The organism is Bradyrhizobium sp. KB893862 SZCCT0404, from assembly GCF_018130885.1.
GTDB lineage: Bacteria > Pseudomonadota > Alphaproteobacteria > Rhizobiales > Xanthobacteraceae > Bradyrhizobium > Bradyrhizobium stylosanthis.
This window is the reverse complement of the sequence record NZ_JAFCLT010000007.1, coordinates 1-12,739: the sequence shown is the minus strand read 5'-3', so window position 1 is coordinate 12,739 and position 12,739 is coordinate 1. Positions and strand designations below refer to the sequence as shown.

Sequence of the window (12,739 nt, the reverse complement as noted above, 5' to 3'; positions counted from 1 at the left end):
TGGAAGAGGCCACTGAACAGTGTTCGCCAGTTGAATCCGAGTAAAGTCCATGACGTTCGGTCGCCGTGCAGACCCGACAAGATCCGGATCGACCGGTATTGCCGCGTCGTGGCAGAGCCGGACTGCGCCGGACGGTGAGGCTCGCGGGACCGCCGCACGTTTTGGCGGCCTGCTCACGGCTGCGGGGGCATTCTCCTTCCTTCGCGACAACGCGCGCCGCATCCTGACGCTGGCGCTCGCGATCTTCGCTTTCGGCGCCGTCGTCCTCCTGGTCATTCCCGTTCGATTTGCCGCGACCGCGCTGGTCGTCGTCGATCCCCGCGAGCAGCGCGTGACCACGGAGCAGGACGTTCTGCCGGGCATCGGGCAGGACAGCGCCGCGCTGCAGAGCCTGGTTGAAGTTGCGAAGTCCGACGGCTTCCTCAAGCCGCTGATCGAGCAGCTCAAGGTGCGCGACGACGACGACATCTCCGGGGGACACACAGACCCGGCGCGTCTGCTCGAGCGATTCCGCAACCGTCTCGATATTTCCCGGCGCGGGCTCACTTATGTGATCGCGATCCGCTTCACCTCGAACCGGCCGGAGCGGGCGGCCTATTATGCCAATGCGATCGCCGAAGCGTTCGTGGCCAGCCAGAAGAGCATCCGCTCCGAGGCGACCGACGAGGCCGCGGATTGGCTGAGCAGCCGGCTCAAGACATTGAGCGACCGGTTGAAGGCATCGGAAGATGCCGTCGCCGCGTTCAAACTCGAGCACCGGATCGTCAACGCCGGCAAGGATTCCACGACCCAGCAATTGCGCGTGACCGAGCTCTCGCAGCAGGTTGCCGCCGCGCGCGCTCGGACCGAAGAGGCGAAGGCCCGTTACGAGCAGACGCAGCGCGACGTGAAGGCCAATGTCGAGGCGCCCGTCAAACAGGATCTCCTCAGCGCGCTGCGCGCCCAGCGCTCGGCCCTCAACGACCAGATCGCGCAGAAGCGGGCGGTGCTCGGCGATCGCCATCCCGATCTCGTGATGTCGTACGGCCAGCTGAACGATCTCAACAGGCAGATCGAGGTCGAGCGGGCCAAGGGCATCGACACCGCAAAGTCGGAATACGAGTCCCAGCGCGATCAGCAGAAGGCGCTCGAAGGCCAGATGAAGGCGGCGGAATCGCAGCTCCTCGTCGATGGCCAGGCGCTGGTGAAGCTCCAGGAGCTGCAGCGCGACGCCGAGGCCAACAGGAACATCTACGAGCAGTTCCTGTCGCGCTCCAAGACGACGAACGAGCAGCGCCTGCTGCAGAGCTCCCAGACCAAGGTGGCCTCGCCGGCCATTCCGCCGCTGCGCTCGACCCTGCCGCCGCTGCCTCTGCTGCTTGCTGCTCTCGCGATCGGCTCCCTGCTGACGTCGACGGCGGTCGTCGCCGCGACCGGGCGCGGATCTGACGAGCCTGCCGAACAAGCTCCCGCCTCCGATCCGGCGCCGCGCCAGCCCGCGGCGTGGCCGCGTCCGCCGGTATGGGCTCGCATTCCCGACCTGCTGCCTGGCAATGCCCCCAGAAACATCTGGCAGGGCCCGGTGTCAGCAACGTCCGAGCTCGATCTCGGTCCGCATCTGCGTCCGGTGCTCGAGAGGCTGGAGAAGATGCCGGGAGACCGGGGCAAGGTCGCCCTCGTGCTATCGGTCGGCAAGCGTGCCGGCGGCAACACCGTCGCGCGATCGCTGAACCGATGGGCGGTGAACGGTGGCAGACTGAGCGTCCTGATCCGGGTCGAGCCGGATCTCGGTGGTGCCGGGACGGGCCTCGCCAAGGGGCAGGCCGACGGCGTGACCATCGCGAACGTTCGCAGCGTCGATGCGCTCCTGAGCGCCGGCAAGCGTCCCGAGCCGCCGTCCGCAGACGATATCCGTTCTGAGTTCGATCTGGTCGTCGTCCATGCAACCTCGCTGGCCCTGCAGCCGGAGGCGGCGGCGCTGGCCGCGCATGCTGATCTCGTCATTCTGGTTGCGCGCGAAGATGCCGTCGATTCAGCCGCCATGCGCCGGGCAACCGCCGCGCTCTCCCGTTTCGGCGGCGTGCCGACCGGCATCGTCGTCAATCATGTGGCTGCTGATCGGGCATCGGCGCAGCGTCGCGGCGAAGTGCTCGGCCTCGCGGGTTGATCCCTACTCGCCGGGCTCGGCAGCCCGCACCCGATAGGGGCCGCGTTTCCACGCCGAAAACCGCAACAGCGTGAGGATGGAAGGATCCACGCCGGTTCGCCGCCGGCAGAGGATGTTGAGGGCGATGGTCGCGAGCGCCAGCGACACGGTGGCCGAGATCGCGGCGCCAAGCACGCCGAGCCACGGAATCAGGACGAGGAAGCCGATCAGGCGCAGCGCCACGTTGGCGGCGACGACGGGGACATAGATGCGCTCGTGGCCGGTCAGCTGCAGGATCGCAGCCGACGGACCGCCTGCCGCCTGGAACGCTGTTCCGATCGCGAGCACGATCAGCACCCAGTGCTGCGCGGCGAAATGCGGCCCGAACAAATTGAGGAGATGCGGACCGCCGATCCAGATCAGCAGCAGCCCGCCGACGACGGAAAGTGCGGTGACTTCCGCCATCAGCCGCAGCGTCCGTTCGAACTCCTGGTGGTTCTTGCTGAAGTACAGCGAAGGAAGCCGGCGCGCGCCGAAGCTGTACAATGCGGCCGACAGCATCGCGAAGATATTGGCGAGGCGCGAGGCGGCGAAATAGATTCCGGCAGTCGCGGGGTCGAGCATCCAGTAAACCAGGATGACGTCAAAATACTGGTTGGCCGCCTCCAGGATGGACGCGACCCAGAAATGAAGCGCGCTCGATCTCCAGCGCGACGTCTCCGAACTTGCCGCCGTGCTGCGGAAGTCAGGGAGCGCCCGGGCAACCGCGACGACCTGCGCGCCGAGGCCCACCGACATCGCGATCGTCATCACGGCAATCAGCTCGGCAGGATCGAGCAGCCGGTGGCCGGTCATCATGACGAGCAGGAACAGGACGACACTGACCCGCCAGAAGAACTCCCTGTTGCCTTCTCCCATCAGGATGCTGACAAGCGAGCGGGCGACCTGGCTGCCGAGCATCAGCCCGGCGTTCACGGCCGTGTAGGCCGACACGGCGAGGATCAAGAGCCACCAGTCGCCCCGCATCTTCGCCACGAGGGCGACGGCGCCGATCGCGATCACCATCGCGACGGCGGAGATCTTCAGGCTCGACAGCAGCACGCCCTTCGTGAGATCGGGCCGGTTGTCCACCTGATACTCGTTCAGGAAGCGCACCAGAAGCGACTCCTGGCCGACCAGTCCGACCACCGATGCGATCTGCGCGATCGAAAGCCAGGTCGCGAAGATACCGAACCCATCGGGCGACATCGTCCGCGCCGCCAGCGAGAACAACGCAAACGCCAGCGCGCCGCTACCAACCTTGAGAAGGATGGTCCCGACGACACCGCGCGTCACATCGCGCCGCAGGAGCTGGAGGATGGATTTGATCATGGAAGTTTAAGGGGCAACTCTCCCCGGAAGGTACGCATTACGAAATCGGCGGCAGCCTAGCATGTCGCAAAACCCCGAGTGTTAATGGGCGGCATCCGAAGTCCGCATGTCGCAACGGATGCCGGTGTTGGCCCGCTGCGCCACGGTGAAACACCTTCGTCCGGGTTGTCCCAGATAGAGCAAACGCCACCTCGTCCGAACAGCGACATGACGCCGCTACGACGCGATGCAGGCATTCGCTCCACCATGGGACTGCCGGAATCCGGCCTTCTCCGGTCATTCTGAGCAAGACGCATGCCGCGATATCGCTCGGTCGGATCAGTGGCTCGGTTCATTAACCTCGATTGACGGAAATGATCGCGCTCGCCCCTGCGATGCGACATCAGGCGGGAAAATTGCACTGGAACCACCGTTAACTGTGGGAGCCTAAACCATGACGGCGGATAGCACCGTGACCGAGCCGAACGCGGCCAAGGATATTTCGACGATCGCTGCGGATATCGCGATCGTCGGCGGCGGCCTTGCGGGATCTCTCGCGGCATCCGTCCTTGCGCGGGCAGGGCATCGCGTCGCTCTGGTCGACAAGCGCGCCGTCCCCGTCGATGAGTTCCGGGTCGAGAAGATCGGTGGTCATCAGCTCGAGATCTTCCGCAGGCTCGGCTTCATCGATGCGCTGGCGAGCGCCGGCAGCCCATATGACCGCGTGCTCAATGTCAGGGAAGGCAAGGTGGTCGACGTCAGCGTCGGCCAGGCTTACGGGCTTCCCTATGCCGATCTCGTCGCCATGGCGCGCGGCCAGTTGCCGGATCCGTCAACTCTGATCGTCGACGACGTCACGGCAATCACCGCGAGTGACGACGTCCAGCATCTCGAGCTCGCCTCCGGACGGCGTATCGATGCGCGCCTGGTCGTGCTGGCGACGGGCATGGCGGGAGCGCTCGGCTACAAGCTCGGCATCCGGCGCCGGGTGCTGGCCGAGCGCCATTCGGTCTCGTTCGGTTTCACCATCGCCCGCCGCGACGGCGCGCCGTTCGATTTCGAGGCGTTGACCTGTTACGGCGAGCGTACCGCGGACGGTGTCGATTATCTGAGCCTGTTTCCAGTCCGCACCGGCATGCGCGCCAACCTCTTCATGTTCCGCGATCCGACCGATCCGGTCATGCGCGAGCTGCGTCGCGACACGGAAGCAACGGTCTTGCGGCTGCTGCCGGGATTGCAGAATTTTCTCGGCAACTTCCACGTGACCGAGCGGGTGCAGAATTGGGTGATGGACCTGTCCGTGGTCGAAGGACATCTCCAGCCGGGCATCGTGCTCATCGGCGATGCGTTCCAGACCAACTGTCCTGCCGCGGGTACCGGGGTTGCCCGCCTGCTGGTGGATGTCGAGCGTCTGTGTACCGAGTACGCGCCGCGCTGGCTCGCAACGGCGGGCATGGGCACGGAGAAGATATCGCAGTTCTATGCCGATCCCGACAAGATCGCGGCCGACCAGCAGTCGCTGAAGATGGCGCGCTTCCGCCAGGCTCTGACGTCCCGCAACGACCTCAGCTGGGACGTGCGGCGGCGGCTGCATTTCCTGCGGCGCAGCATCACCCATCGGGTCGATCAGATGCGGCCGGGCTGGCTGGCACAGGTCCGCAGCGCGCTGCGCGCCTGAGCGTCGCGCCCGGCACGCCTTGCATGGATCAACGCGTCGGCGTCGACGTGCCGGTCGGCAGCAGCCTGAACTCGGAAATTCGCTTGGCGGCCAGCTTGAGCCATGGCGCCTGATTCAGGGCGAACAAGGCAACAGTGCCTGCCGTGCTGCCGGCCTGCGTGAGCGCCCACATCGGCGAAGGCTGTCCGCCGAACAGCTTCTTGTACGGCTCGTCGCCAATGGTGAAGTCGAGCATCCGGTCCCCGCGCTCGATGCAATCCTTCGCCACCTGCTCGAACATCAGCGCGCCCAGCGACTGGCTCTTGTAGCCGGCGATGTCGAAGGCGCTCATGATCACGAGGTAGCTGTCGTGGTGATGCAATCCGAGCACGGCGGCGATCACCTCGCCATCCATCTTCATGGCATAGAGCCGCACGAAGGAGCCGAGACCGCGGACCGCCACGTCGGAATAGAAGTCGTAATATTCAGGCCGCTGCAGCAGGTCCCCGTCGCCCTGCGACTGGAAGCGCGGGCCGCGGAATTTCCTCATGACGTCCATAGCTTCCAGGACCGAGGCGCTGTCGTCGCAGCATGAGAAGCTGAGTGCGCCTTTCTTCTGGAGCTGACGGGATTTCTTCGCGAGCTCCTTCTGATAGGAGCGGTCCAGCGCGCTGGCGCGCCATTGCTCGAATGGAGCGATGAGAACGGTCGCATAGGCATTGCTGTCCATCGCGACCCGGCGGGGGGCGCCCAGGAGATTCTCGATCGGAAGCCGTCCGTCCGGCAGCTTGGCCATCCGGAGCAGGTCGAAGGGGCGAACGAGATGCTGAATCTCGGCGCATGCGTCCCTGTTCCTGAGCAGATCGGCAAACACCTGCGGGCTGCAGACGGGCGCGAGATAGTCGGAGACGCGCAGGTCTGCGAATTCGACGGTCCGTATCGGACCGCGCCGGATCCGGAGCAGGGGCAGCACCATGGCGAGCGCGCCCGTGGTGCGGTGGCGCGCGACGATGACCAGCGGCGTCGCCCCGGCATGGGAGGCGAGCCTGCTATAGAGGCTGTGCAGCCAGAGCGGATGCTGAAACGCGGTGGCGGCCGAAGCGTCGAACAGCTCGGCATATTCCGCGGACAGAAAGTCGAATGCCGGCTCGACGGCGATATCGAACGTGGTGCCAGACGTATTCATGCATTAACCAGGGAAAATCGTGTCACTCGGGAATGGTCGATCGCGCCGCAGCGAAGGTTTATAGCAGGGCAGTGACGGTGGAGATACCGACGCGCTACGAATTGCATTAATACGGCGAGGCGCGCTCATATCGTTACCGAAGCCTTAACCTCATGGTTCGGAGGGCAAGGTTAACCGGTGCTAGCGAATAATTAACCGCGCTTAAGGAAGGTCGATCCATGGCCAGCCTGCAGACCGAGGTGGACTCCGGGGTACTCGAGAGCGCGTTCTGGAAGACGCGCAGCCCTGACATCGAGTGGATCGCCAGAACCGCAATTCGCGGCTCGATCACCGTCAACGTCGTTGCGTCGATGGGCACTTTCAACACCGGGCTGCTGCCGACCGAGCTGACCTATCTGCAACAGGCCGTGGCGATCCTGATGTGGGCCATCCTCATCTATGCCAGCGCATTCGTGCGTCCGCGCCTGCGTCTGCAGTTCAATCCGGATCTGATTGCGCTGGTCGCATTCTACGGCTTCGCCGTCTCTTCCGTATTCTGGTCCAGCCTGAACGTCGCGGCGCTGATGAAGAGTGCAGCGCTTGCAATGACGACTTTCGGTGCGTTCTGCCTCGTCACGCGCATCGATATCGACGACATCGTCAAGGCGACGGCCCACGGACTGTTCATCCTGGTTGCCGCGTCCGCTTTCTTCGCGATCGCTGTCCCCGACATCGGGATCGATCACAGCTGGATGCACAGCGGCCAATGGCAGGGCATCTATGAATCGAAACAGACGCTTGGTTTCGTCGGCGCCTATCTGATGTTCCTTGCCTGCTATCGCAAGATGAGGGGGCAGGGCTGGCTCGCCTTCCTCGTCGTGTTTCTCACGGCGTCGACTTGCGTGCTCGCCTCGGAATCGCGCGGTGCCGGCGCCGTGGCGCTTGCGGCCTGTGCGCTGCTGGTGACGTCGATGTGGTCGGTCCGCTGCATGAGGGTCTATGCAGTGCTGCCGTTCGTCATGTGCATCCTGGCCGGCTTCCTGTTCCTCTATTTCTACGTCACCGGATATGACGCCATCCATATCGGCGATGCCAGCATCGATTTTACCGAGCGAACCCTGATCTGGCACTACGCCATAAGCCATTTCGACGATGCGCCGCTGCTCGGCTTCGGGATCAACGGCTTCTGGACGATCCCCTCGATCTACGACTATTTCGAGCAGAACCACACCTGGGTGCTGGACAATTATCACAGCGGCTATATCGCGATCCTGATCGAGACGGGATTTTTGGGCTATGTGCTGTTCGCGGCAAGCGTCCTTTTGTTCTCGAGCAAGGTTCTCCACCTGATTTCCGCGCGCGCCATCGAGCGCTCGCACTGCGCTCTCATCATCGGGTTCGTCGTCCTCAGCTTTCAGACCAATTTCACGGAGACGACGTTTTTGCGCTCGACGATGTTCACCTCGGTGCTACTGGTCGCGTTTCTCTTCGCAACGTGCAGGCCCGTCCCGCGGCCCGATCTCTAATCCTTAGCAATGGAAGCAAGATGACCGCCATCCGTGCCCGTCGGCCGCGACGCTTCAGTCTTGCCGCCGCAGCCTTTCTCCTCGCGTCGCTTTGCTTGCCTGCCCATGGGGCCGAGCAGGCCGGCTCGCGCGAGCTGCCGAAATTGGGGCGCGGCATCAACATCCTCGGCTATGACGGGATCTGGGAGGGCGGTCACAACGCGCCGTTCCGCCTCGACAATCTGACGACGATCAGGAAGGCCGGGTTCGCGCATGTCAGGATCAATTTTTTCGGCTTCAAGTTCATGGGGCCGGGGAATGTGCTGGATGAGATCGTGCTAAGGCGGCTCGATGCCGTCGTCGAGGAGGTCCTCGCGCGCAATCTCATCCCCATCCTCGACGAGCACGATACCCATGTCTGCCAGAGCGACGTGGCCGGATGCACCGAGAAGCTCAAGTCGTTCTGGCGGCAGATCGCCGAGCGCTATGCCGGAAAGTATCCGAAGCTCGTCTTCGAGGTCCTGAACGAGCCGGGCGGGCAGATGACGGCAGCCGAGTGGAATTCGCTGCTCAACGAATGCCTCGGCATCATCCGCCGCACCAACCCCGTGCGGCCGGTTATCGCCGCCGTTCTCAACATCGATGAGAATCCCGTCGACGAACTGACTCTCCCGGCCGACGACAGGAATCTCATCGTCACGTTCCACTATTACGCACCGCTAAACTTCACACATCAGGGCGCGCCGTGGTCCCGGACCTTTTCGAAGATAGGGCCGCTGGACTGGGGTTCGGCGGACGACGAAGCGAAGGCAGCGGCCGATTTCAGGAAGATGAGTCTCTGGGCAGAGAAGGAGAAGCGCCCCGTTTATCTCGGCGAGTTCGGCGTGTATGAGCGCGCGCCGTCCGAAAGCCGTGCGCGCTATTTGTCATTCGTGGCGAGAGCTGCGGACAGGCTGGGCTGGTCGTGGGCCTACTGGCAATTCGACCATGATTTTGCGGCCTTCGACAGTGCCCGCCAGGCCTGGAAGCCGGACATCCTGCGCGCGTTGATCCCGCCGTCGCGTTGACGCGTTGTGCCAATGCGGCGGCGAGGATCAATGTCGCTCGCGCCGGATGCTGGTTTGGGATCCTGGGTGAGACTCGATCCGGCCGTCAAACCTCGAAAGTCCCAAGCCGGGAGATGGCCGCGGTCGAGTAGGGCGACGGTCGTATGACCGTGAACACGGCTTCCGGATAAGCATTCCAGACGGCGAGATCACTTCGCGTAATTTCGACGAGACCGTAGAGCGAGGGATGCTCGCCTGGTTCGCTGGGTTCACCGACATCGGAGAACCGTAACCGCAGAATCCTGTCTCCCGGCAGAGGAAGCGGCAAACGACGCGGTGTCGTGACCGGCAATGGACCCCGATCGATTGCGATGGGTCTCTCTGTTGCGACCACGTCCAAGAGCGGGCTGGCATCATTCCGCGCAGCGTGAGCCTCGGGCGCCGGGTCGATCGTGCCTGCCGTTGTCGTGGCAGGGGCGTCCGGAAAGGAAACAAGTCCAGTATTCGGCCGGAAATCGGGCTCGGCGGTTGGTGGCACGGTTTGCCCAGGGGGCCGGTCATCCGGGGATGCATCGTTGCGCCCTGTCGAAGCGCCGGCCGGGCCGGTTGCGGTCTCCTGTGCCGATCGCGGTCGCTGCAATGCCAGGGCGCCCCAGTTGAAATGCTCGGGAAGCTCGGCCTCCACGTCGTTTACGAGGGCAGGCCAGGAGGTGTTGGGGCTGTCGTTCATCGCATCCGTCGTGGTCGCACTCTACACTCGCTCGACGAACATAAACATCGGGCGTCATTTTTCAAAACTGTTTATGGTCGAATTTACGCTCGAAAGCCGATCTGGCATTTATCTTCTTAAGTATCTTCATGCTCGGCGACTGTCGGCGGCAAAGCTGCGCCGGCATGGCCGTCCTCCAGGCGGACGATTCCATTAGATCCGTTCAAGGGCCGTGAGCCGGAAACCCAATATTCGCGCTGCGCAATAGAGAGCAGGCGATGGGAGGTTTCTCAGTTCGTGCCCGGACAATGCGTCCGAGGGTCAATAGCGGCCACCGTCGTTCTTCTGTTGAGTGATCCATTGCGACAGGCTTTTCGGTCTGGATACCGATGGTGCTGCCGTTCGGCTGGTTCGCGCCGACGACGTGACCGGCTTGGCCCCGGTGCTTCGTTCCTGGCTGGATTTTGCCGGCACGGCCGTGATGGCCGCAACGGCCTCCCTCTCGAGTCGAAGTTGCTTCAGCCGGGCCATCTTGTTGCGCTCGGCTTCCAGTTCGGTGCTGTCGGACAGCAGCTTCCTGTGCTGGGGGCTCTCCGCCGCGACCACGACGGCCATGACGGACATTTCACCAAGCGCCTTGCAGGCCTCGAGCCGATGCAGTCCGTCGACGAGAACGAACCGATCATCTTCGGGCCGAACGGAAACAGGGACTTGCTGGCCGATGTCGAGGATACTTTCCGCGATCGTTTGAATACGTCCGGGCTCGAGCGTCTTTCTGCTCTTGGCTGGAACACGAATTTTGTCGATCGGCAAGCTTTCCGCCTTGGACATAGCTCTTGCTCCGGCACTCTTGGTTCCGTCGCCGGAGAGGCGAGGGAGCGCAGCTATCCTAGGAGCGAGCAGGCGCGTGAAGCAACCAGTTTCCCTTCGCGTTGGGTCATGCAGGGAAGACTGGGATCACGCCCTGGGAGGTGTCCGAAATGGCCGAAAAGTTCCTGCCGGAGATTGGCGCGCTGTCAGTGTGCGGGACCTGGAGCACGCGGAAGTTTGGCGAGGCGCCTTAAAACTTGGCTTATCCGGTTTGATCCCGTTCCTTGCCGATCGCGGACGCGATTGGTGCGGAACTCCCGTAAAAACGCGGGTTAAGGCAGTTTATGCCGAAGCCCTTGTGGAAAATGTCGTCGAGGGCAAGTTAATAGTTAAACAAAAGTAGCTGCCTGACGTATGGACGAACGCGCGAATTTGCGGCAGATTGCTCGTTAATTAGTTAAGGGATAGTTACTGCTCGGGCCGGGATCGCGCTTTACCGGTGGTCGCAACGGGCGGAAAGCAATCCCCACCAAGAAGTCTTTAATCGTCGAAGTTTTTCACAACAGGTCATTTGGCGACGTGTCCGCCGTGCGGGGCCGGATACGAAGCGGGCAGGGGTAAACAGGGCTTTCGGAGTTATTTCGCGTTAATTGATTGCCATTGAGCAGATTTTAGGAGGCGGTAGCTGCTCCTGGCTGTAAGCGCCCAATCCACCTGGGACGGACGCGCTACGATTTTCGTGGAGTGATTTCTGGTCTGCGCTTTTGCGCCCCTCCTGCGTCGACAAGGACGCAAGGGAGTTGAGCGTTGGGTCGCACAAATTTTGATCCGCACAAATTATCCGCAGGTGGCTCGGCAGAGACCACGCACGACTGGTTCGATCTTGGAGCGAGACTGCGCGATCTCGCCCGGCTTGCTTCGCAAGCTGCCGCATCAGGCCTCGCGGTAGACCCAGCCCCGGCAAAATCCGTTTCTCGCGACCTGTTGGCGCTGCGCGCAGCGATCCCGACGGGCAAAAATCCGAAGTCATCCATTCATCGGGAAGCCTAGTCGAGCTCCAGTCGAGTCGATCCGGCATGCAGATTTTTTGAGTTCGAGGAGAGCACCATGGCTACTCAGACCACAGGCGGCGGCACCACGGTTTCCTTTGGAAATACCCCGCAGGCAGTCGATGATACGTTTAACTTTTTGGCGACCAATGTCGGCATTCTGAGCATCGGTGTTCTCGCGAACGATCTCGGAGGAAACGCAAAGGTCCTCTGGTCGGTCGATAATGCCACGAGTGCGAACGCCAATACATCGCCAACGGCAAACTACGCGCCTGCGGACCTGCTCAAGCAGGATACAACTTACGCAACTGCTGCCCAGGGAGACGCGCAGAGCACCGATACCAGCAAGCTCGGCGCGAAGATCTGGATCAATGCCAATGGCACGATTGGTTACGATTCAACCAGCCTGGCGGCTCAGCTTCAGGCTCTTGGCGCGAATGATACGCTTACGGATACCTTCACCTATGCCATTCGCCTCGGCAACGGAACGCTGAGCTGGGCTACGGCGACAGTCATCTTCGCTGGCGTGAACGATGCCGCCACGATCGCCGGTGCATCCACTGGCGCCGTGATCGAGGCGGGCGGAGTCAACAACGGCAACGCAGGTTCGCCAAATGCGTCCGGCACGCTGGCGGTTCAGGATGTCGATAACGGCCAGGCTGTCTTTCAGACGGTTGCGACCGCGTCGCTCGCCGGCACGTACGGCAATTTCACCTTCAACAGCAACACGGGCGCGTGGACCTATGTGCTGGACAATACCAAGAGCGCGACCCAGGGCTTGATCGCCAATCAGGTCGTGCATGACACGCTGACGGTCAAATCCGCCGATGGTACCGCGAGCCAGGTGATCGACGTCACCGTGACCGGTTCGAATGACAACGCCACGATCACCGGCACGGCAACGGGCGCCGTGACCGAAGCCGGCGGAGTCAACAACGGCAACGCAGGTTCGCCAAACGCGTCCGGCACGCTGGCGGTTCAAGATGTCGATAACGGCCAGGCTGTCTTTCAGACGGTTGCGACCGCATCACTCGCCGGCACGTACGGTAATTTCACCTTCAACAGCAACACGGGCGCGTGGACCTATGTGCTGGACAATACCAAGAGCGCGACCCAGGGCCTGATCGCCAATCAGGTCGTGCACGACACGCTGACGGTCAAATCCGCCGATGGTACCGCGAGCCAGGTGATCGACGTCACCGTGACCGGTTCGAATGACAACGCCACGATCACCGGCACGGCAACTGGCGCGGTGACCGAAGCCGGCGGAGTCAACAACGGCAACGCAGGTTCGCCAAACGCGTCCGGCACGCTGGCGGTTCA

Annotated in this window: 9 protein-coding genes; 5 read left to right on the top strand and 4 right to left on the bottom strand. The window is 62.8% G+C overall.

Annotation, left to right across the window (positions count from 1 at the left end; genetic code table 11):
* The first annotated feature begins 49 nt into the window (after nucleotides 1–49).
* Nucleotides 50–2,146 carry a GumC family protein gene (locus tag JQ617_RS25655; RefSeq protein ID WP_212028748.1) on the top strand — a complete coding sequence of 699 codons (2,097 nt, stop codon included), beginning with the start codon at nucleotides 50–52 and terminating at the stop codon, nucleotides 2,144–2,146.
* Nucleotides 2,147–2,149: 3 nt separating this feature from the next.
* Here the strand turns inward: JQ617_RS25655 and JQ617_RS25650 are convergent, their stop codons facing one another.
* Nucleotides 2,150–3,496, bottom strand: coding sequence for a lipopolysaccharide biosynthesis protein (locus JQ617_RS25650; RefSeq protein ID WP_063694915.1), 1,347 nt, complete (start codon nucleotides 3,494–3,496; stop codon nucleotides 2,150–2,152).
* A gap of 433 nt (nucleotides 3,497–3,929) precedes the next feature.
* Here JQ617_RS25650 and JQ617_RS25645 point away from each other — a divergent pair, with 433 nt between their 5' ends.
* Nucleotides 3,930–5,153, top strand: a complete 1,224-nt coding sequence (locus tag JQ617_RS25645) for an FAD-dependent oxidoreductase (RefSeq protein ID WP_212028747.1) — start codon at nucleotides 3,930–3,932, stop codon at nucleotides 5,151–5,153.
* A 28-nt stretch (nucleotides 5,154–5,181) separates the two neighbouring features.
* Here the strand turns inward: JQ617_RS25645 and JQ617_RS25640 are convergent, their stop codons facing one another.
* Nucleotides 5,182–6,318 (bottom strand): GNAT family N-acetyltransferase, encoded by a 1,137-nt coding sequence (locus tag JQ617_RS25640; RefSeq protein ID WP_212028746.1) that lies wholly within the window; start codon nucleotides 6,316–6,318, stop codon nucleotides 5,182–5,184.
* 218 nt (nucleotides 6,319–6,536) lie between these two features.
* Between JQ617_RS25640 and JQ617_RS25635 the strand changes: the two genes are divergently transcribed.
* Together JQ617_RS25635 and JQ617_RS25630 are read left to right on the top strand one after the other, a co-directional pair.
* Entirely contained in the window at nucleotides 6,537–7,823 is a 1,287-nt protein-coding gene (locus tag JQ617_RS25635) for an O-antigen ligase family protein (protein ID WP_212028745.1), read from the top strand.
* 20 nt (nucleotides 7,824–7,843) lie between these two features.
* The gene (locus tag JQ617_RS25630; RefSeq protein WP_212028744.1) at nucleotides 7,844–8,869 is read left to right on the top strand and encodes a glycoside hydrolase family 5 protein; all 1,026 of its coding nucleotides are present in this window, start codon (nucleotides 7,844–7,846) and stop codon (nucleotides 8,867–8,869) included.
* An 85-nt stretch (nucleotides 8,870–8,954) separates the two neighbouring features.
* On the opposite strand, the gene JQ617_RS25625 is transcribed toward JQ617_RS25630, so the two are convergent.
* Nucleotides 8,955–9,578, bottom strand: a complete 624-nt coding sequence (locus JQ617_RS25625) for a hypothetical protein (protein WP_212028743.1) — start codon at nucleotides 9,576–9,578, stop codon at nucleotides 8,955–8,957.
* Between the two features lie 300 nt (nucleotides 9,579–9,878).
* Nucleotides 9,879–10,388 (bottom strand): ParB N-terminal domain-containing protein, encoded by a 510-nt coding sequence (locus JQ617_RS25620; RefSeq protein WP_212028742.1) that lies wholly within the window; start codon nucleotides 10,386–10,388, stop codon nucleotides 9,879–9,881.
* 1,086 nt (nucleotides 10,389–11,474) lie between these two features.
* On the opposite strand from JQ617_RS25620, the gene JQ617_RS25615 reads away from it, so the two are divergent.
* A partial coding sequence (locus JQ617_RS25615; protein WP_212028741.1) for a VCBS domain-containing protein occupies nucleotides 11,475–12,739 on the top strand: 1,265 nt, incomplete at its 3' end.

Coding starts and splice junctions, on each gene's coding strand:
- JQ617_RS25655 (WP_212028748.1), top strand. CDS start 50: ATGACGTTCGGTCGCCGTGCAGACCCGACAAGATCCGGATCGACCGGT.
- JQ617_RS25650 (WP_063694915.1), bottom strand. CDS start 3,496: ATGATCAAATCCATCCTCCAGCTCCTGCGGCGCGATGTGACGCGCGGT.
- JQ617_RS25645 (WP_212028747.1), top strand. CDS start 3,930: ATGACGGCGGATAGCACCGTGACCGAGCCGAACGCGGCCAAGGATATT.
- JQ617_RS25640 (WP_212028746.1), bottom strand. CDS start 6,318: ATGAATACGTCTGGCACCACGTTCGATATCGCCGTCGAGCCGGCATTC.
- JQ617_RS25635 (WP_212028745.1), top strand. CDS start 6,537: ATGGCCAGCCTGCAGACCGAGGTGGACTCCGGGGTACTCGAGAGCGCG.
- JQ617_RS25630 (WP_212028744.1), top strand. CDS start 7,844: ATGACCGCCATCCGTGCCCGTCGGCCGCGACGCTTCAGTCTTGCCGCC.
- JQ617_RS25625 (WP_212028743.1), bottom strand. CDS start 9,578: ATGAACGACAGCCCCAACACCTCCTGGCCTGCCCTCGTAAACGACGTG.
- JQ617_RS25620 (WP_212028742.1), bottom strand. CDS start 10,388: ATGTCCAAGGCGGAAAGCTTGCCGATCGACAAAATTCGTGTTCCAGCC.